The 17,305-nt window shown below is 72.5% G+C and carries 17 protein-coding genes and 2 pseudogenes; 4 read left to right on the forward strand and 15 right to left on the reverse strand.

The features are described 5' to 3' along the window. Window positions 1-114: 114 nt before the first annotated feature. From ACIBB8_RS12000 to tsaB, 4 genes are read right to left on the reverse strand one after another with little or no spacing between them, the layout of a single operon-like run. Entirely contained in the window at window positions 115-390 is a 276-nt protein-coding gene (locus ACIBB8_RS12000) for a hypothetical protein (protein WP_366694805.1), read from the reverse strand. Next, window positions 387-1,484, reverse strand: coding sequence for a tRNA (adenosine(37)-N6)-threonylcarbamoyltransferase complex transferase subunit TsaD (gene tsaD, locus ACIBB8_RS12005; protein ID WP_366133268.1), 1,098 nt, complete (start codon window positions 1,482-1,484; stop codon window positions 387-389). Before tsaD ends, ACIBB8_RS12000 begins: the two co-directional genes overlap by 4 nt. Then, window positions 1,484-1,999 carry a ribosomal protein S18-alanine N-acetyltransferase gene (gene rimI, locus ACIBB8_RS12010; RefSeq protein WP_345515005.1) on the reverse strand — a complete coding sequence of 172 codons (516 nt, stop codon included), beginning with the start codon at window positions 1,997-1,999 and terminating at the stop codon, window positions 1,484-1,486. Before rimI ends, tsaD begins: the two co-directional genes overlap by 1 nt. Continuing rightward, a complete protein-coding gene (gene tsaB, locus ACIBB8_RS12015; RefSeq protein ID WP_398951070.1) occupies window positions 1,996-2,658 on the reverse strand; it encodes a tRNA (adenosine(37)-N6)-threonylcarbamoyltransferase complex dimerization subunit type 1 TsaB in 663 nt (220 codons plus the stop codon). Before tsaB ends, rimI begins: the two co-directional genes overlap by 4 nt. A 150-nt stretch (window positions 2,659-2,808) precedes the next feature. Here tsaB and ACIBB8_RS12020 point away from each other — a divergent pair, with 150 nt between their 5' ends. Next, window positions 2,809-3,372, forward strand: coding sequence for a hypothetical protein (locus tag ACIBB8_RS12020; protein ID WP_398951072.1), 564 nt, complete (start codon window positions 2,809-2,811; stop codon window positions 3,370-3,372). Between the two features lie 233 nt (window positions 3,373-3,605). Here the strand turns inward: ACIBB8_RS12020 and ACIBB8_RS12025 are convergent, their stop codons facing one another. The 11 genes and pseudogenes from ACIBB8_RS12025 to ACIBB8_RS12075 form a co-directional block, all read right to left on the reverse strand. Next, complete coding sequence (locus tag ACIBB8_RS12025) at window positions 3,606-3,806, reverse strand: hypothetical protein (RefSeq protein ID WP_398951074.1); 201 nt, start codon at window positions 3,804-3,806, stop codon at window positions 3,606-3,608. Window positions 3,807-3,936: 130 nt separating this feature from the next. Further along, window positions 3,937-4,497, reverse strand: a complete 561-nt coding sequence (gene tsaE / locus ACIBB8_RS12030) for a tRNA (adenosine(37)-N6)-threonylcarbamoyltransferase complex ATPase subunit type 1 TsaE (RefSeq protein ID WP_398951076.1) — start codon at window positions 4,495-4,497, stop codon at window positions 3,937-3,939. Continuing rightward, window positions 4,466-5,728, reverse strand: coding sequence for an alpha/beta fold hydrolase (locus tag ACIBB8_RS12035; protein WP_398951078.1), 1,263 nt, complete (start codon window positions 5,726-5,728; stop codon window positions 4,466-4,468). Before ACIBB8_RS12035 ends, tsaE begins: the two co-directional genes overlap by 32 nt. Window positions 5,729-5,782: 54 nt before the next feature. Continuing rightward, window positions 5,783-6,940 (reverse strand): alanine racemase, encoded by a 1,158-nt coding sequence (alr, locus tag ACIBB8_RS12040; RefSeq protein ID WP_398951080.1) that lies wholly within the window; start codon window positions 6,938-6,940, stop codon window positions 5,783-5,785. Between the two features lie 160 nt (window positions 6,941-7,100). Next, the gene (locus ACIBB8_RS12045) at window positions 7,101-7,484 is read right to left on the reverse strand and encodes a DUF488 domain-containing protein (protein WP_398951082.1); all 384 of its coding nucleotides are present in this window, start codon (window positions 7,482-7,484) and stop codon (window positions 7,101-7,103) included. Between the two features lie 58 nt (window positions 7,485-7,542). Continuing rightward, on the reverse strand, window positions 7,543-9,003 hold the full coding sequence (locus ACIBB8_RS12050; RefSeq protein WP_398951084.1) for an NAD(P)H-hydrate dehydratase: 1,461 nt from the start codon (window positions 9,001-9,003) through the stop codon (window positions 7,543-7,545). Window positions 9,004-9,007: 4 nt separating this feature from the next. Next, complete coding sequence (locus ACIBB8_RS12055; RefSeq protein WP_358861589.1) at window positions 9,008-9,376, reverse strand: holo-ACP synthase; 369 nt, start codon at window positions 9,374-9,376, stop codon at window positions 9,008-9,010. A 24-nt stretch (window positions 9,377-9,400) separates the two neighbouring features. Beyond that, entirely contained in the window at window positions 9,401-11,248 is a 1,848-nt protein-coding gene (glmS, locus tag ACIBB8_RS12060; RefSeq protein WP_398951086.1) for a glutamine--fructose-6-phosphate transaminase (isomerizing), read from the reverse strand. A 279-nt stretch (window positions 11,249-11,527) separates the two neighbouring features. After that, window positions 11,528-12,325, reverse strand: a complete 798-nt coding sequence (locus ACIBB8_RS12065) for a copper homeostasis protein CutC (protein ID WP_398951088.1) — start codon at window positions 12,323-12,325, stop codon at window positions 11,528-11,530. After that, window positions 12,322-13,845 carry a M81 family metallopeptidase gene (locus ACIBB8_RS12070; protein WP_398951090.1) on the reverse strand — a complete coding sequence of 508 codons (1,524 nt, stop codon included), beginning with the start codon at window positions 13,843-13,845 and terminating at the stop codon, window positions 12,322-12,324. The genes ACIBB8_RS12065 and ACIBB8_RS12070 overlap by 4 nt, the downstream gene beginning before the upstream one ends. 23 nt (window positions 13,846-13,868) lie before the next feature. After that, window positions 13,869-14,543 (reverse strand): annotated as a pseudogene (locus tag ACIBB8_RS12075) (ROK family protein); the annotation flags it as partial. Between ACIBB8_RS12075 and ACIBB8_RS12080 the strand changes: the two are divergent. From ACIBB8_RS12080 to ACIBB8_RS12090, 3 genes and pseudogenes are all read left to right on the forward strand, one after another. Further along, a pseudogene (locus ACIBB8_RS12080) lies at window positions 14,542-15,096 on the forward strand (ROK family protein); the annotation flags it as partial. The pseudogenes ACIBB8_RS12075 and ACIBB8_RS12080 sit on opposite strands and share 2 nt — an antisense overlap. Window positions 15,097-15,286: 190 nt before the next feature. Continuing rightward, complete coding sequence (gene coaA / locus ACIBB8_RS12085; protein ID WP_398951092.1) at window positions 15,287-16,282, forward strand: type I pantothenate kinase; 996 nt, start codon at window positions 15,287-15,289, stop codon at window positions 16,280-16,282. Between the two features lie 29 nt (window positions 16,283-16,311). After that, entirely contained in the window at window positions 16,312-17,250 is a 939-nt protein-coding gene (locus tag ACIBB8_RS12090) for a DUF389 domain-containing protein (RefSeq protein ID WP_398951094.1), read from the forward strand. The last annotated feature ends 55 nt before the right edge of the window (window positions 17,251-17,305 follow it).

A 17,305-nucleotide genomic window follows, 5' to 3' on the forward strand; every position in this document is an offset into this window, starting at 1 on the left:
ACGGGAGGGCGGGGGCTTTCCCCGCCTCTCACCCTTGCGTCGAACGGGAGACGCCGCAATCGACACCCTCCCCCGAAGAAGTTGAAGAAATATCTCAGGATCCCCTGAGCTTTCTCATGTTCCGCCGGTGGAGCCGCCGGCCACCTCGAACCGCCATCGGTGCACCGCCCGGGTGATCAACTCGGCTGCAGGTTCGGGCAGCTCGGGCAGCTCGGCGCCGTATGCCGCCTCCCACCAGGTGATGACGAGCACCCGGTCCTGCGGGGCGCGCAGCAGCTCGTACCGCAGCGGCTCGTCCGCCAGCTCACCGGTGCGTGCCCGGGCCCACTCCAGCAGTTCGGCGCCCCGGCCGTCCACGGCCCGGGCCTCCCACATGAGGGCGACGGTCATGAGTAGAGGTTGTCCTTGCTGATCTCATGCACATGGTCGTGGTCGTGCGCGCTGCCCGGCACATGCGTGTCCGTCACCGGCAGCGACGAGTCCGCCGACAGTTCCAGATCGGACGCGGGACGGTTGCGCGCCACCATCTCGGCGCCCAGCGCCGCGACCATCGCCCCGTTGTCCGTGCACAGTCCGGGCCGCGGCACCCGCAGCCGGATGCCGGCCCGCTCGCAGCGCTCCTCGGCGAGCGCCCGCAGCCGCGAGTTGGCCGCGACGCCGCCGCCGATCATCAGGTGGTCGACACCCTCGTCCTTGCAGGCCCGGACGGCCTTCCGGGTGAGCACATCGACGACGGCCTCCTGGAAGGACGCCGCCACGTCCCGTACCGGCACCTCCTCGCCCGCGGCCTGCTTCGCCTCGATCCAGCGGGCGACGGACGTCTTCAGACCGGAGAAGGAGAAGTCGTACGCGGGGTCGCGCGAGCCGCTCAGGCCGCGCGGGAACGCGATCGCCTTCGGATCGCCCTCCTTCGCCAGCCGGTCGATGACCGGGCCGCCGGGGAAGCCGAGGTTCAGCACTCGGGCGATCTTGTCGAACGCCTCGCCCGCCGCGTCGTCGATGGTCGCGCCCAGCGGCCGTACGTCGTTGGTGATGTCCGGCGCGAGCAGCAGCGAGGAGTGGCCGCCGCTGACCAGCAGCGCCATCGTCGGCTCGGGCAGCGGGCCGTGCTCCAGCTGGTCGACGCAGATGTGCGAGGCGAGGTGGTTCACCCCGTACAGCGGCTTGTTCAGGGCGTACGCGTACGCCTTCGCCGCCGAGACGCCGACGAGCAGCGCGCCCGCCAGCCCGGGACCGGCGGTGACGGCGATGCCGTCGAGGTCGCGGGCACTGATGCCCGCGTCCTTCAGGGCGCGTTCGATGGTGGGGACCATCGACTCCAGGTGCGCGCGGGAGGCGATCTCCGGGACGACGCCGCCGAAGCGGGCGTGGGTGTCGACGCTGGACGCGACGGCGTCCGCGAGCAGCGTCGTACCGCGGACGATGCCGACGCCGGTCTCGTCGCAGGAGGTCTCGATACCGAGTACGAGCGGTTCGTCAGCCATCAGTCAGTCCCAGTTTCCTGTACGTGCTCTGGTGCGGGTTCTTGTACGTGGAGACGCATGACGAGTGCGTCGATGTTGCCCGGCTGGTAGTAGCCGCGGCGGAAGCCGATCGGTTCGAAGCCGAAGCGTTCGTACAGCTTCTGCGCACGCGTGTTGTCGACCCGGACTTCGAGGAGCACCTCCGCGCACTCGAACGCCGTGGCGTGCTTCAGCAGATCGGTGAGGAGTTCGGAGCCCAGCCCGCCGCCCCAGTGGTCGCGGGTGACGCCGATCGTCTGGACGTCGGCGAGGTCACCGGCGGCGGCGAGTCCCGCGTATCCGACGATACGTCCGGTGTCCGGGGCCTCGGCGACGACATAGCGGCGGGTGGCCTGCGGCCCGCGGGCGTGCGCCAGCTCGGACCAGAACATGCCGGCCGACCAGGCGTCCTCCGGGAACAGCTCGTGTTCGAGCTGCAGCACCGGGTCGATGTCCCACCAGCGCATCTCACGCAGCACGGCAGTCGGGCTCGTCACTTCGGGGTGACCACCTTGTAGTTCTTCGGGACCTGGGCGTCGGGCCGACGCAGATACAGCGGCTGCGGCGGCAGCAGCTCCGCTCCGGCGGCGAGCCGCTCGGCGGCCAGCGCCGCGAGCGCCCCGGCGCTGACGTGCTCGGGACCGCGGGTGTCCGGGAACGCGTCGGGGTAGAGCGCCCCGCCCGCCCCGACCACCGGGAGCCCGGCGAGCTGCTCGGCGATGTCGGCGGGCCGGTCGACGCCGGGTTCGCCGACGCGGGTACGGGGATCCTCGTACCGCGCCCAGTAGACCTCCTTGCGACGGGCGTCCGTCGCCACGGCGAACGGGCCCTCCAGTCCGCCCTGCCCGGCGGCGTACGCGAGACCGTCCAGCGTGCACAGCCCGTGGACCGGCACGGAGAGCGCCGAGCCGAACGTCGCGGCCGTCACCAGACCGACCCGCAGACCGGTGTACGGGCCGGGGCCGACGCCCACGACCACACCGGTCACGGCGTCGAGTTTCACCCCGGCCTCGGCGAGGACCCGGTCGACGGCGGGCAGCAGCAGCTCCCCGTGCCTTCGGGCGTCGACCTGGCCCGACTCGGCGACGACGGTTTTCCCGTCGTGCAGGGCGACGGTGACGGCGGGGGTGGCGGTATCCACGGCGAGCAAGAGCACGCAAACAGCCTACGGCTCCGCCGGCGGCTCCATGGCGCCCCGTACGGCATCCTGTTCCCACCGGCCCCTGCTGCTACCGTCACCGGGTAGACGCGGGTACGACGTAAACGCTTGTACGACATACGAACATCGGCAAAAGGGGCGCGCACGGTGGCAAGGGGCAGCTCGGGAATCGTGGCCGGGCTCACCACGGCGGCACTCGTCGCGGTCGGTTTCCTGGCCTACCAGGCATCGGCGAACGCCCCCGACTCCGTCGCCGTCCCCAAGCCGGAGGCGTCCAGCAGCGCCCCCGCCGTCGGCCACGACAAGCCGAAGGACAAAAAGCGTCCAGCCGCGCTTCCCGCCGAATCCGGGACCGGGGCGCGGGTGGTGTACGCACTGGGCGACCGGCGCGTGTGGCTGGTCGACGCGCAGGGGAAGGTGACCCGGACCTTCGCCGTCATGCCGAGTGCCCTGAGCCCCCGGCCCGGGGTCTACAAAGTGGGTTCGCGCTCGGGCTCGATCAAGGGCTCGGACGGCGTGCTGATCGAGCACGTGGTTCGGTTCGCGATGGCCGACGGGGATGTGCCCGTGGGGTTCAGCGCGGCACAGGACGGTTCGATGGCGAGCCCGGACCCGACGCTGAAGACGGGCGGGGTACGGATGAAGCGCGCGGACGGCGACGCGATGTGGGCGTTCGCGACGGTCGGCGCCAAGGTGGTCGTCGTCCCGTAACGGCGCCGGGGATGTGCAGCCCGGGGCCTCTCGCTCGGATCGTGCCGGGTTCGACACGCACATCTGCGGCGATGCCGTCGACGCCGCCCCCTGGCCTTCACGGTGTCTCCAAGACCTGGGTGACGCCCTTCGCATGAGCTTCTTCCGCCGCCTTGCGGCTGCACACACCACGGCGGCACCGGCCGCCCCGCGGCGAACCGCTCCCCGATCCGGCCCGGTCCGCACGAAAGACCTCAGGCGGCGTCGCGCTCCCCGTCACACCCCTGGGACGCCTGCTGCTCCCCGGGCTCGTGCCGCTCCTGGCACTCCTGCCGTTCCTCCGAGGGCGGCGTCGAGACCGCGGTCGCCGCGGCGCAGGCCGCCAGCAGATCCTTCATCGACACCGCGGACGTCTCTGGCGGCTGCGGCTGCGCTTCACGCTCGGGCGTCGGCATGGATGCCTCCTGGGCTGCGGTGGAAGGCATGGTTAGGCAGGCCTAACCAGCTCTCGGCATCCATGTGACCACGCCCGGCCCGCCCCGCGCAACAATTTGCCGACAGCCTGTCGGAAACGTGTCGGTGCTCTCAGAGCCTGTCGGCTTCCAGCGCCGCCCCCAGTCCTGACCAGCGCTCTCCGATCCCGACCAGCGTGACCGAGCGCCGTTCGTCGTCCGTGTCACCGACCGCGCGGTGGATCAGCACCTGCAGCCGGTCGTCCGAGAGCTCCTCGACCTTGCCGTCGCCCCACTCCACGACCACCACCGACTCCGGCAGCGACACATCGAGGTCCAGGTCCTCCATCTCGTCGAGGCCGCCGCCCAGCCGGTAGGCGTCGACATGGACGAGCGCCGGACCCCCGCTCAGGGACGGGTGGACGCGGGCGATCACAAAGGTGGGAGAGGTGACGGCGCCGCGCACCCCGAGGCCCTCGCCGAGCCCCCGGGTCAGTGTCGTCTTCCCGGCGCCGAGCTCGCCGCTGAGCATCACGAGGTCGCCGGGGCGCAGCAGACCGGCGAGACGGCGGCCCAGCGCCTGCATCTGTTCGGCGGACGTGACCTCGAGACGGGCGATGACCTGGGCCTGTGCGGTCATGGCCGCCGGGGTGTGCGCGGTTTCAGCTGCCGGGCTGTTGTGCGGTGCTTCCATGCCCGCCAACGTTAGCCGCTGCCGGTACGGCTCCGATCCGTACCAGCAGGTCGGCCAGCCGGTCGGTCACCGTCTCCGGGTGCTCCAGCATCACCAGGTGCCCGCCGTCCGGCACGATGACAAGCTCCGCGTCCGGCAGCTGGTCGGCGATCGCCTCGCTGTGCGAACTGGGTGTCACCAGGTCCTTGTCGCCCGCCAGGATCAGCACCGGCACGTCCCGGAACGCGGGCAGCGCCGTGCTCTTGTCGTGCTCGGTGAAGGCCGGGTAGAACTCCGCGACCACGTCGATCGGTGTGGACTCGATGAGCCGCTCGGCGAACCGCTCGACCGCCGGGTCCACGTCCCGCGAACCGAACGAGTACCGCTTGATGAGTCCGGCGAAGAGATCCGCGGTCGCCCGCCGTCCCCGCTCCACCAGCTCCGCCTGCGAGCCGAGCGCCTTCAGCACCCCGGGCAGCACTCGCCGCACGGCGTTCACACCCGCGACCGGCAGCCCGAAACTGACCTCGCCGAGCTTCCCGCTCGACGTGCCCACGAAGGCGACGGCGGCGACCCGTTCCCGGATCAGCTGCGGGTACTGCTCGGCGAGCGCCATGATCGTCATGCCGCCCATCGAGTGCCCGACCAGTACCAGCCGCCCCTCGGGAGCCGCCGCGTCGATGACCGCCTTCAGATCGCGGCCGAGCTGGTCGATCCCGACCGTCACGCCCTGCGCCTGGGCCCGGCCGCGCTCGGACCGGCCGTGGCTGCGCTGGTCCCAGTGCACGGTGCGCACCAGGCCGCGCAGCGCCGCCCGCTGGAAGTGCCAGGAGTCCTGGCTGAGGCAGTAGCCGTGGCTGAAGACGACAGTGACGGGCCCGGGGACCTTGCGGCCGAAGAGCCGGCGTCTGCGCGGTCCGGTACCGGCGGGCCCGGAGCCCGCACCCGGGCCGACGCCCGCGCCCGTACTGCCGTCGGGTTCGACCTCGTCGGTCTCGTAGTACAGCTCGGTGCCGTCGTCTGCGGCAGCCCGGCCGGGCATGCCGCGCAGCGAGCCGTACGGCCCCGAGGCGTCCAGCGCCAGCCTGGCCCGCCTGCGCATGCCCCGGCCGACGGTCATCCGCTCGACCGCGACACCGGCCGCCGCACCGGCGGCGATCACACCTATGGCGGCTCCGGCGATGCCCGCCCGGCGCCAGCCGACCGCCGAAGCGGCCGTCGCCATCGCGTCCCCCGCGCTGATCTCGCTCACCGTGCCGTGCTCCTCGTCGGTCGTTGTCCGTCAGGACGTGCAGGACAGAGCGGATCAGAGAGAACCGGCCGGGATCTCGTTCAGATAGACGCGCGGCACGCGGCCGCTGATGCGGGTGACGATCTCGTACGCGATCGTGCCGGCCGCCTCCGCCCAGTCCTCGGCGCTCGGCTCGCCCCGGTCCCCCGGGCCGAAGAGCACTGCGTCGCTGCCCACCTCGACGGTGTCCCCGTCGAGATCGACGACGAACTGGTCCATGGCCACCCGGCCGGCAACCCGCCGCCGGACGCCGCCGACCAGGACCGGGCCGCGCCCGGAGGCGTGGCGCGGGATGCCGTCCGCGTAGCCGAGCGGGATCAGGCCGAGCGTCGTCTCGGCGGCCGTCGTGTAGTGGTGCCCGTAGCTGATGCCGTGCCCGGCCGGTACCTGCTTGACCAGGGCGACCGACGCGGCGAGCGTCATCACGGGGCGCAGCCCGAAGTCGGCCGGGGTGCCCAGCTCCGGGCTGGGCGAGATCCCGTACATGGCGATGCCGGTCCGCACGAGGTCGAAGTGCGACTCGGGGATCGTCAGCGTCGCCGGGGAGTTGGCCATGTGCCGCACCTCGGGTTCGACGCCCGCCTTCTCCGCGTGCGCGACCATGTCGCGATAGGCCGCCAGCTGGGCGGCGATCGACGGATGGCCGGGCTCGTCGGCACAGGCGAAGTGCGACCACAGTCCGGTGACCTTCACCGTGCCCTCGCCCTCGGCGGTGCGGGCGGCACAGACCAGTTCGGGCCAGTCGGCCGGCTGGCAGCCGTTGCGCCCCAGTCCGGTGTCGGCCTTGAGCTGGATGCGGGCCGGCCGTCCGGCCTCCCGGGCCGCGGCGACGACCTCGCGCAGCGCCCACATGCCGCTGACCGACACATCGATGTCGGCCTCGATCGCCTCGCGCCAGGGGCCGCCCGGCGTCCACAGCCAGCACATCACCCGGCCGCCGAGCCCGGCGGCGCGCAGGGCGAGCGCCTCGTGCGGGGTCGCGGTACCGAGCCAGGTCGCCCCGGCTTCGAGCGCGGCCCTGGCGCAGGGCACCGCCCCGTGCCCGTACGCATCGGATTTGACGACGGCCATGAGTTGCGCGCCGGCCACCCGGGCACGCAGAACACGCACGTTGGCGCGCAGTGCGGCGAGGTCGATCTCGGCTCGGGCTCTCAAGGACGCTGTCTCGTTCATCGCGCCCAGTCTCTCAGAGGCGTACGCCAGGACACTCAGGTGCGGGGTGCGGTCAGGGCCTTTCTTTCGGATCATGCCGGGCTCGCGGGGTCCGGTCCGGTCCGGACGTGCGGCCCGGGGTGCGGCATCGGTGGCGGCAGCCGTCGCGAGGCCGCCGATGTCACCGATGGCGCAGCTCATGTTCCACGTGGTCGACGAGGACCGGGACATGGCTGTGCGGGACGTCCTTCACCGCTGTGACGAGGGTCACCGGCCCGCCCGCGCGGACCAGCTCGACCAGCTCCCGCACCGCCGCCGTGTGGGAGGGGTCGGCGAGTTCGGCGCGGTAGCGGTCCACGAAGTCGTCGTACCGGGTGCCACTGCGGTCCTCGTGGTACCAGGAGCGGAGTTCGTTCGACGGGGTGAGGTCCTTCAGCCACCGGTCGATCCGTGCCCGGTCCTTGGCGACGCCGCGGGGCCAGAGCCGGTCGACGAGGACGCGGGTCCCGTCACCGTCCTCCTGCGGGTCGTACACCCGGCGTACGCGTACGGAGTCGCTGCCCACCGTCGACCACTCCTCACCGGCTCTCCTCCGCGGTTCCGTGTCTGGTGCCCAGGATCTCTCAGGCCCGCACATCACGCCACGCCGCGGGAACCGCGTCCGCGACGTCCTGGGCGGAGACCGGGCCGCCGTCCGAGGCGTGGCGGGCGGCGAGGCCGTGCAGGTAGGCGCCGGCGGAGGCGGCGTCGCGCGGGTCGAGACCCGCGGCCAGCAGGGAACCGGTCAGCCCGGAGAGGACGTCGCCGCTCCCCGCCGTGGCCAGCCAGGATGTGCCGGTCGGGTTGACCCGTACGGGAGCGTGTCCGGTGCCGTCGGCGACCAAGGTCGTCGACCCCTTGAGCAGCACGGTGGAGCGGTAGCGGGCGGCGAGCTCCCGGACGGCGGCGAGCCGCTCCGCCTCGACCTCCTCGCGCGGTACACCGAGCAGCGCGGCAGCCTCCCCGGCGTGCGGGGTGAGCACCGTCGGCGCGGTGCGCGACAGCACGACGGCGGCGTCGAGCAGCCGCAGCCCGTCCGCGTCGACAAGCACCGGAACCTCGGCGTCCAGCACGTCGGCGACCGCCGAGACGGCGTCCGTACCGTCCCCGAGCCCGGGCCCGACGACCCACGCCTGCACCCGCCCCGCCTTCGACGGCGGGCCCGTGTGGACCAGGGTCTCCGGATGCCGGGCGATCACGGCACCGGCGCCCGGACCGACGTACCGCACCGCGCCCGCACCGCCCCGCAGCGCCCCGCCGACGGCGAGCACCGCCGCGCCCGGATACCGGGCGGACCCGGCAACGATGCCGACGACACCACGCCGGTACTTGTCGCTCTCGCTGCCGGGGAGCGGCAGCAGCGCGGCGACATCGGCGTACTGCAGCGCCTCCAGATCGGGTACGCCGGGCAGCTCGTCGCCGAGTCCGATGTCGACGAGGTGCAGCGCACCCGCCAGGTCGGCGGCCGGGTCGATGAGCAGCCCCGGCTTGTACGCACCGAAGGTGACCGTCGCATCCGCCCGCACGGCGTCGCCGAGCACCTCCCCGGTGTCCGCCTCGACGCCGCTGGGCAGGTCGACGGCGAGGATCGGCGTCCCGGTCGCCTCGTAGGCGCGCACCAGCGCGGCCGCGTCCGGGCGCAGCCCGCCGCGCCCGCCGATGCCGGTGATGCCGTCGACCACCAGATCGACACGGCCGATCTGGTCCGTGCCCACCTGCGCCGCGTCCTGGGCCAGCCCGCCCGCCGCGCGGAGCGCCGCGACCCCGCCCTCGTGGGCGCGGCCCGGCGAGGTCAGCAGCGCGCGGACGCCCGCGCCGCGCCGGGCCAGCCGGGCGCCCGCGTACAGCGCGTCGCCGCCGTTGTCGCCGCTGCCGACGAGCAGGACGACCCGGGACCCGTACACGCGGCCATTGCGCCGCAGCAGATCGCCGCAGGCCACGGCGAGTCCCGCGGCGGCCCGCTGCATCAGGGCCCCCTCCGGCAGCCGTGCCATCAGGGCACGCTCGGCGGCCCGTACGGTCTTCACGCTGTACGCAGTTCGCATACGGTCAACCTTCCGCGATCACCACGGCCGACGCCACCCCCGCGTCATGGCTCAGCGAGACGTGCCAGTGCCGTACGCCCCGCTCGGCGGCGCAGGCGGCGACGCTGCCCCGGACCCGCAGCCTCGGCCGGCCGCTGTCCTCGACGTACACCTCGGCGTCCGTCCACAGCAGCCCGCCCGGCGCACCGAGCGCCTTCGCGACGGCTTCCTTGGCGGCGAACCTGGCGGCCAGCGAGGCGATACCGCGCCGCTCACCGCTGGGCAGCAGCAACTCCCGCTCCAGGAAGAGCCGCTGAGCCAGATGCGGCGTACGCTCCAGCGCCTCGCCGAACCGCTCGATCTCCGCCACATCGATCCCGACCCCGATGATCACGCGCTCACTCACTCATTCTTCGACTCACTCGACGGTCACGGACTTCGCCAGATTGCGCGGCTGGTCCACCTCGTTGCCGCGGGCGGTGGCCAGTTCGCAGGCGAAGACCTGCAAGGGCACGGTCGCCACCAGCGGCTGAAGCAGCGTAGGCGCAGCAGGGATCCAGATCAGATGATCGGCGTACGGAACGACCGCCTCGTCGCCCTCCTCGGCGATGACGACGGTGCGGGCGCCGCGGGCCCGGATCTCCTGGATGTTCGACACGATCTTTTCGTGGAGCACCGAACGCCCGCGCGGCGACGGCACCACCACGACGACCGGCAGATCGTCCTCGATCAGCGCGATCGGCCCGTGCTTGAGCTCGCCGGCGGCGAAGCCCTCGGCGTGCATGTAGGCGAGTTCCTTGAGCTTCAGCGCGCCTTCGAGGGCGACCGGATAACCGACGTGGCGCCCCAGGAAGAGGACGGTGTTCTTGTGCGCGAGCGAACGGGCCAGCGCGCGCACCGGCTCCATGGTCTCCAGGACCCGTTCGACCTGCCCGGGGACCTCGGAGAGCTGCCGGACGACGGTCCGGATCTCGTCGCCCCACTTCGTACCGCGGGTCTGGCCGAGATACAGGGCGACGAGGTAGCAGGCGACAAGCTGCGTCAGGAACGCCTTGGTCGAGGCGACGGCGACCTCCGGCCCGGCGTGCGTGTACAGCACCGCGTCGGACTCACGCGGAATGGTCGACCCGTTCGTATTGCAGATGGCGAGGACCTTCGCCCCCTGCTCGCGGGCGTGCCGCAGCGCCATCAGCGTGTCCATGGTCTCGCCGGACTGGGAGATCGCGATGACGAGGGTGCGCTGGTCCAGGATCGGGTCACGGTACCGGAACTCGCTGGCGAGCTCCGTCTCGCAGGGCAGCCTGGTCCAGTGTTCGATGGCGTACTTGGCGATCATCCCGGCGTGGTACGCGGTCCCGCAGGCCACGACGACGACCTTGTCGACCTCCCGGAGCACGCTCGGCGCGATGCGCACCTCGTCGAGGTGGAGCGAACCCGAGCGGTCGATCCGCCCGAGGAGCGTGTCGGCCACGGCCTTCGGCTGCTCGGCGATCTCCTTGAGCATGAAGTAGTCGTAGCCGCCCTTCTCGGCGGCGGAGGCGTCCCAGTCCACGTGGTACTTACGGACCTCGGCGGGCTGCCCGTCGAAGTCGGTGACCGTGACGGACTCCCGGCGCAGCTCGACGACCTGATCCTGCCCCAGCTCGATCGCTGACCGGGTGTGCGCGATGAACGCGGCCACATCGGACGCCAGGAACGCCTCCCCATCCCCCACCCCGACCACGAGCGGTGAGTTCCGCCGGGCTCCCACCACCACATCCGGCTCATCGGCATGCACGGCGACCAGGGTGAACGCCCCTTCGAGCTGCCGGCAGACCTGTCGCATCGCCTCTGCCGGATCACCGGTCGACGAGTACGCCTCGGCGAGCAGATGGGCGACGACCTCGGTGTCGGTCTCGGACGCCAGATCATGCCCGCGCTCGGCGAGTTCGGCGCGCAGCCCGGCGAAGTTCTCGATGATTCCGTTGTGCACGACGGCGACGCGGCCCGCGTTGTCGAGGTGCGGGTGGGCGTTGGCATCGGTGGGCCCGCCGTGGGTGGCCCACCGGGTGTGCCCGATCGCGGTGGTCCCGGCCGGAAGAGGCTGTTCGACCAGCGCCTTCTCCAGATTGACGAGCTTGCCGGCCTTCTTCATGGAGGCCAGCCCGCGGTCCGCGAGAACGGCGACACCCGCGGAGTCGTACCCGCGGTATTCGAGGCGCTTCAGCCCTGCGACGACAACATCAAGCGCGGACTGCCCACCGACATACCCGACGATTCCACACATAACGATCCTTTCGCGGTCGCCCTCCCCTCGCTTGGCATCGTCGCAGAAGGGGCGCGGGGCGGCCGGGATCATTCGTCGGCGGAGTCGTCGCGAACCGGTACGAGCGGTGGCTCCGGGTCCGCTTCCCGCTCTCGCGCCCACCGCCGAGGCTCCGCGAACCGCTGCCCGCTCAGAGCCTGTCGGGGGGGGGGGGGGGGGGGGGGGGGGGGGGGGGGGGGCCGCGGCCCCCCCCCCCCCCCCCCCCCCCCCCCCCCCCCCCCCCCCCCCCCCGACAGGCTCTCAGGCCATGGGCCCCGAACCCGGCGCTCCCGGCGCAGGACACCAGCCCTGCGCACCCACCGCCCGCCGTGCCTCGGCCACCACGTCGGGATCGGTGACGAAGTGGGTGTCCTGCTCGGCCGACGCACCCCCGGCGCCGAGCGGTACCCAGCCGCCGCCACGCCGGGGCAGCGCCCTGGTCTTGGCGGAGAGATGGACGGCGGCCACTCCGGCGGAAATCAGGGCCGGGATGTCGGCGGGGCGCACCCCGCCGCCGGCCATCACCTGCACCCCGGGGGCAGCGGCGGCCACCGCGGCGATCGCCTCCAGCCCCTCGGCCGCGGTGGGCGCGCCGCCCGAGGTGAGGACCCGGGTGAGGCCGAGCGAGGGCAGCAGTCCGGCGGTGGCCACCGGGTCGGCGGACTGGTCGATGGCGCGGTGCAGGGTGATGTCCACCGGGCGGCCCGAGGCGCGGGCCGCTTCGGCGAGCCGGGCGACCGCCACGGTGTCCAGGGCTCCGTCGGCGGTCAGCGCACCGATCACCACACCGGAGGCGCCGGAGGCGATGACGGACCGCACCTCGGCGGCCATCAGCGCGATCTCCTCCGCGTCATGGACGAAGTCGCCGGGCCGGCACCTGACCAGCACCTGCACCGGCAGCCCCGCCGCGGCGACCGCCTCCACCAGGGCTGCCGACGGGGTCAGGCCGCCCAGCTCCAGGGCGGCGCAGAGCTCGACGCGGTCGGCACCGTTCTCCCGGGCGACGCGGGCGCCGGCCGGTGACGTGACGGCGATCTCCAGGGCGGGGCGTGCGGTCACTCGTCGTCCCCGGTCAGCGGCTGGTCGGAGGCGGGGATGATGCGGGCCGACAAGTCCGGGTCGGCCATCTCACGGTCGAAGGGGAACATCGGGCGGCGGATGCGATGGTGGCCCAGGCGTACCAGGTCCTGGTCCACACCGCCGGGGGTGAGCGCCATCTTCCAGCCGACCGACATGTCGAAGAGCTCGGGCTCCAGGTAGCCGATCTTCACGATCACGATGTCGGCGCCGCGCGGGTCGAGGTCCAGGTCGGTGAAGTCATGCTCGTGGTGGTAGGGCTTGCGCAGCTTGGTGAGGATCGCGTACACGCTGCCGACCCGGATGACGACCTCGGTCTCGGCGTCGCGGTCGCCGTGCCGGATGGCGTGCACCACACCGGTCAGGGTGACGGGGCCCGCGTGCCGGTCGTCCACCTCGGCACCGGCGGTGACCGTGACGGTGGCGCCGACACCGGCGGCGACGGCGGTCTCGACGGCAGCCGGTCCGGGCACCGAGGCATAGATGACGGTCGGGCCGTCGTCCTTCTGGAACTCCGGGCGGCTCAGCAGCCGGGTCAGGCCCCAGGTCACGTCGCCGGCGCCGCCTGCGGTCGGGTTGTCCCCGGTGTCGCTGATGAAGTACGGGCGCTGGTCGGAGGCCAGGGCCTCGTCCAGGATGCCGTCGAAGGTGCCGGTCGGGGCGACGAAGTCGAAGTCGTCGCGGGCCTTCCAGAAGCCCTGGGCCAGGCGCTCGGAACCGGCCGACACGGCAGCCCGGTCGGTGCCGGTAACCACCACCACGGCGCGGTTGCGCGGCTCGTCGGCCCAGGCGTAGCCGACCCATATCGCGGCGTCGATCACGCCGTCCATGGCCTCGACCTCGTCCACGGCCGCGTACACGCTCCTGGCCGGCTCGATCCGGGTGGAGGTCTGCTCGCCGGCCAGCAGCACCGGCACCGGCACCCAGGCCTTGACCGGGCGGGGCGCACCGGAGACCAGCAGGTCCACCAGGTTGCGGACGGCCCGCTCCTTGGTCTCCATGTGGTCCTCGTGCGGGGCCATCCGGTAACAGGTGATCAGATCGCTGCCGTGGGCGAGTTCGCGGGAGACGTTGCCGTGCAGGTCCATGGAGGTGGAGATGATCACGTCGGGGCCGACGGTGGCGCGGATGCGCTCCAGCAGGACCGCCTCGGCGTCGTCAATGCCCTCCACGGTCATGGCGCCGTGGATGTCGTACCAGAGGCCGTCCGGCTTGGGCAGCGCGGCGAGCCGCTCGATCAGCTCGTCGGTCAGCTCGGCCCAGGCGGCGGCGGTGACGGTGCCGCCCGGCAGCGACTTGCCGACCAGGGCGCCGTGCCAGTCGGCCGCCTCGCGCAGTTCCTCACCGGGCGTCAGGAAGGGGTAGCGGTCCAGCACCTCGGCGCCGCGCGAGGGGTGGAAGGCGGGGGCCTGGGTGCGGGCGGGAGAGAAGGTGGACGACTCGATGCCGAGCCCGGCGATGGCGATGACCGGACGGGCTGCGGCGGTGCGGGATTGCGGCATGGCTCCTCGTAGGGGATGGGGTGTCAGGCGTGGCGGGGCGCCGGGGCACGGAATTGGTCGGTGCCGACGACCTCGCCCAGGGCGAGGGCCAGGGCGCGCTGCAGGGCGAACTGCCCGGCGCCGACCAGTCCGGCGTCGGCGCCCAGGCTGGCCCGCTCGATGGTGAGGTGTTCGGTGACCAGCGGGTGGCAGCTCTCGTAGAGCTGGCTGCGCACGGCGGCGACGAACGGCTCCAGGGTGGAGAGGATGCCGCCGAGATAGACGGCGTTCGGGTTGAAGAAGTTGACGTTGGCGGCGAGCACTTGGCCGAGGTAGTCGCCGGCCCTGCGGACCGCGCGGGTGGCCTCCGGGTCCGCGTCGATCGCCAGCCGGGCCACGTCCTCGGTGCTGCTGACGTCGGCCCCGCGCTCGCGCAGGATACGGACCAGGGCGGCGCCGGACGCCACGGTTTCCAGGCAGCCGGTGTTGCCGCAGGAACAGGGGATGTCGGCGCCGCCGTCGATCCGGATGTGGGTGATGTCACCGGCCGCGCCGGTGGCGCCCCGGTAGAGACGTCCGTCGGCGATGACGCCGGCGCCGATCGCCGAGCCGATCTTCACCATGATCGTCTGCCGGTGCCCGGCGGGCCGTACGGTGTGCTCGCCGACCGCCATGCAGTTGGCGTCGTTGTCCACGGCGGCCGGGACGCCGAAGCGGTCCGCCGTGCGCGGCGAGTCGGACGTCCTCGGGATGACCCTGGGCACCGGGGTCGGCGGCGCGCTGTGGACCGGCGGCGCGCTGTTCACCGGGCCGCACGGCGCGGCCGGCGAGATCGGGCACATCCCCGGCTTCGGTGATCTGCTCTGCTCGTGCGGCGGCCGGGGCCATCTGGAGACCCTGGCCTCCGGCCGTTCCATCGGCGCCCGTTACGCGGACCGCACCGGCCGCCGGCTGACCGCCCGCGAGGTCGCACAGGCCGCCGGCCGCGGTGACCAGGACGCCCTCGCGGTGTACCGGGCCGCCGGTGCCGGAATCGCCCGGGCGATCGTGATGACGGCCGGCGTCGTGGACATCACCACGGTGGTGGTCGGCGGTGGGGTCAGCCGCGCCTGGCCCCTGCTGGAACCCCTCATCCTGGAGTCGCTGGCCGCCGACCCGCCGGTCAGCGGCCACCCGGTCCGGCTGGTCAGGGCAGCCCTGGCTGCCGACGCGGTACCGGTCGGCGCCGCGGCCCGGGCCCGACGGGAGCTCGCGGCGAAGGTCGGGGTCTGAGGGCGCCCGGCCGAAACCGGCGAGGCGCGGATCAGGGCCGCCGTCATCGAGGCCAAGGGCCGGCAGTCCTGACCACAGGATGGTACGAAACGGGCCGGTGTCCGCCGCGGGGTGCGGACACCGGCCCGCAGCGCTTCCACGTGACCGAACCCACCCCCCACTGCGTCAAAACTCCCGCAACAATGAAACCGTGATCACTTCGCCGCCACGGAGCACCCACCGACGCGCCGAGCACGCTTCGACGCCGTACGTCGACCTGTCGCGCGCCGAGTGGAGCGCCCTGCGCGACAAGACGCCGCTGCCGCTGACCGCCGACGAGGTGGAGCAGCTGCGCGGGCTCGGGGACGTCATCGACCTCGACGAGGTGCGGGACGTCTACCTGCCGCTCTCCCGCCTCCTCAACCTCTACGTCCAGGCCACCTCCGGCCTGCGCGGCGCCCTGAACACCTTCCTCGGGGACGCGGGCAACGGCCACGGTGAGCAGCGAGGCACCCCGTTCGTCATCGGCGTCGCCGGCAGCGTCGCCGTCGGCAAGTCCACCAGTGCCCGTATCCTCCAGGCGCTGCTCGCCCGCTGGCCGGAGCACCCCCGGGTGGAGCTCGTCACCACGGACGGGTTCCTGCTGCCGATGAAGGAGCTCCGGGCGCGCGGGCTGATGTCGCGCAAGGGGTTCCCCGAGTCGTACGACCGGCGCGCCCTGACCCGTTTCGTCGCCGACATCAAGGCCGGCAAGGACGAGGTGACGGCGCCCGTCTACTCGCACCTGATCTACGACATCGTGCCGGGCGAGCGGCTCACCGTACGCCGCCCCGACATCCTGATCGTCGAAGGCCTCAACGTGCTGCAGCCCGCGCTCCCCGGCAAGGACGGCCGCACCAGGGTCGGGCTCGCCGACTACTTCGACTTCAGTGTGTACGTGGACGCGCGGGCCGAGGACATCGAGACCTGGTACCTCAACCGCTTCCGCGAGCTGCGCGAGACGGCCTTCCAGAACCCGTTCTCGTACTTCCGCAAGTACACCCAGGTCTCCGAGGAGGAGGCCATGGAGTACGCCCGCACCATGTGGCGGACCATCAACAAGCCCAATCTGCTGGAAAATGTGGCACCCACACGCGGCCGTGCCACTCTGGTGCTGCGCAAGGGCCCGGACCACAAGGTCCAGCGTCTCTCGCTGCGCAAACTCTGAGTCCCCCGAACCTCTCCGGGAGTATCCGCGTGCTGCATCTGCGCCTGATCGTCCCTCACGGCCGCACGGACGAGGTGGTGCACATCGTGCAGCACACCGTCGGCGCCACGCATCTGGTGGTCATGCCCGGTGTCGCCCTCGACCCCGCGGGCGATGTCGTGACGTGCGACGTGGCGCGCGAGGCGGGTGACGAGCTGATCGCATCACTGCGCGAGCTCGGCATCGACGAGACCGGCTCGATCAGCGTCGAGGAAACGGACCTGACGCTCTCCGCGCATGCCGACCGGGCCGAGGAGGAGGCGCCGGGCGAGGGCGCGGACGCGGTGCTGTGGGAGGAGCTGGCGGACGCGACCCACGAGGAGTCGACGCTCAGCGTCACCTACCTGGCGTTCCTCGCGATCGCCACGATGCTCGCGGCCTGCGGTGTGATGCTGGACAACGCGATCCTGATCGTGGGCGCCATGGCGGTGGGCCCGGAGTTCGGGCCACTGGCCGGCATTTCCACGGCGCTGGTGCAGCGCGCCCCGCGGCTGGTGTGGCGGTCGCTGTGGGCGCTGGTCGGCGGGTTCGCCGTGGCGATGGTACTGACGGCCGGGTTCGCCTGGATGATGAACAGCCTCGGGCTGTTCACGGAGGCGATGATCGAGGCGAAGCGGCCCAATACGGCGTTCATCTGGCAGCCTGACTGGATGTCGTTCGTGGTGGCGTTCCTCGCGGGTATCGGCGGGACGCTCTCCCTCACCTCGGCGAAGTCGGGGGCGCTGATCGGCGTCGCGATCTCGGTGACGACGGTGCCCGCGGCCGCCAATGCGGCGGTGGCCTTCAGCTACCAGGACCTTTCCCAGACGTGGGGTTCGGTGGGCCAGCTGGCGGCGAACCTCTGCGGGATCGTGCTCGCGGGCACGCTGACACTGCTGGTCCTCAAGGCGCTGTGGGCGATGCACCGCCGTCGGCTCCGGGCTGCCTGACGCGACGGCCCGGGGCCGGCGACCGTCCTTCGGCTGTCGCCCGGCACCGGCCGCA

It is taken from the genome of Streptomyces sp. NPDC051286 (genome assembly GCF_044455345.1).
Lineage (GTDB): Bacteria > Actinomycetota > Actinomycetes > Streptomycetales > Streptomycetaceae > Streptomyces.

Bases quoted from the DNA above. Each gene is read 5' to 3' on its own strand.
- ACIBB8_RS12000 (WP_366694805.1), bottom strand. From the start codon at position 390: ATGACCGTCGCCCTCATGTGGGAGGCCCGGGCCGTGGACGGCCGGGGC.
- tsaD (WP_366133268.1), bottom strand. From the start codon at position 1,484: ATGGCTGACGAACCGCTCGTACTCGGTATCGAGACCTCCTGCGACGAG.
- ACIBB8_RS12025 (WP_398951074.1), bottom strand. From the start codon at position 3,806: ATGCCGACGCCCGAGCGTGAAGCGCAGCCGCAGCCGCCAGAGACGTCC.
- tsaE (WP_398951076.1), bottom strand. From the start codon at position 4,497: ATGGAAGCACCGCACAACAGCCCGGCAGCTGAAACCGCGCACACCCCG.
- alr (WP_398951080.1), bottom strand. From the start codon at position 6,940: ATGAACGAGACAGCGTCCTTGAGAGCCCGAGCCGAGATCGACCTCGCC.
- ACIBB8_RS12050 (WP_398951084.1), bottom strand. From the start codon at position 9,003: ATGCGAACTGCGTACAGCGTGAAGACCGTACGGGCCGCCGAGCGTGCC.
- glmS (WP_398951086.1), bottom strand. From the start codon at position 11,248: ATGTGTGGAATCGTCGGGTATGTCGGTGGGCAGTCCGCGCTTGATGTT.
- ACIBB8_RS12070 (WP_398951090.1), bottom strand. From the start codon at position 13,845: ATGCCGCAATCCCGCACCGCCGCAGCCCGTCCGGTCATCGCCATCGCC.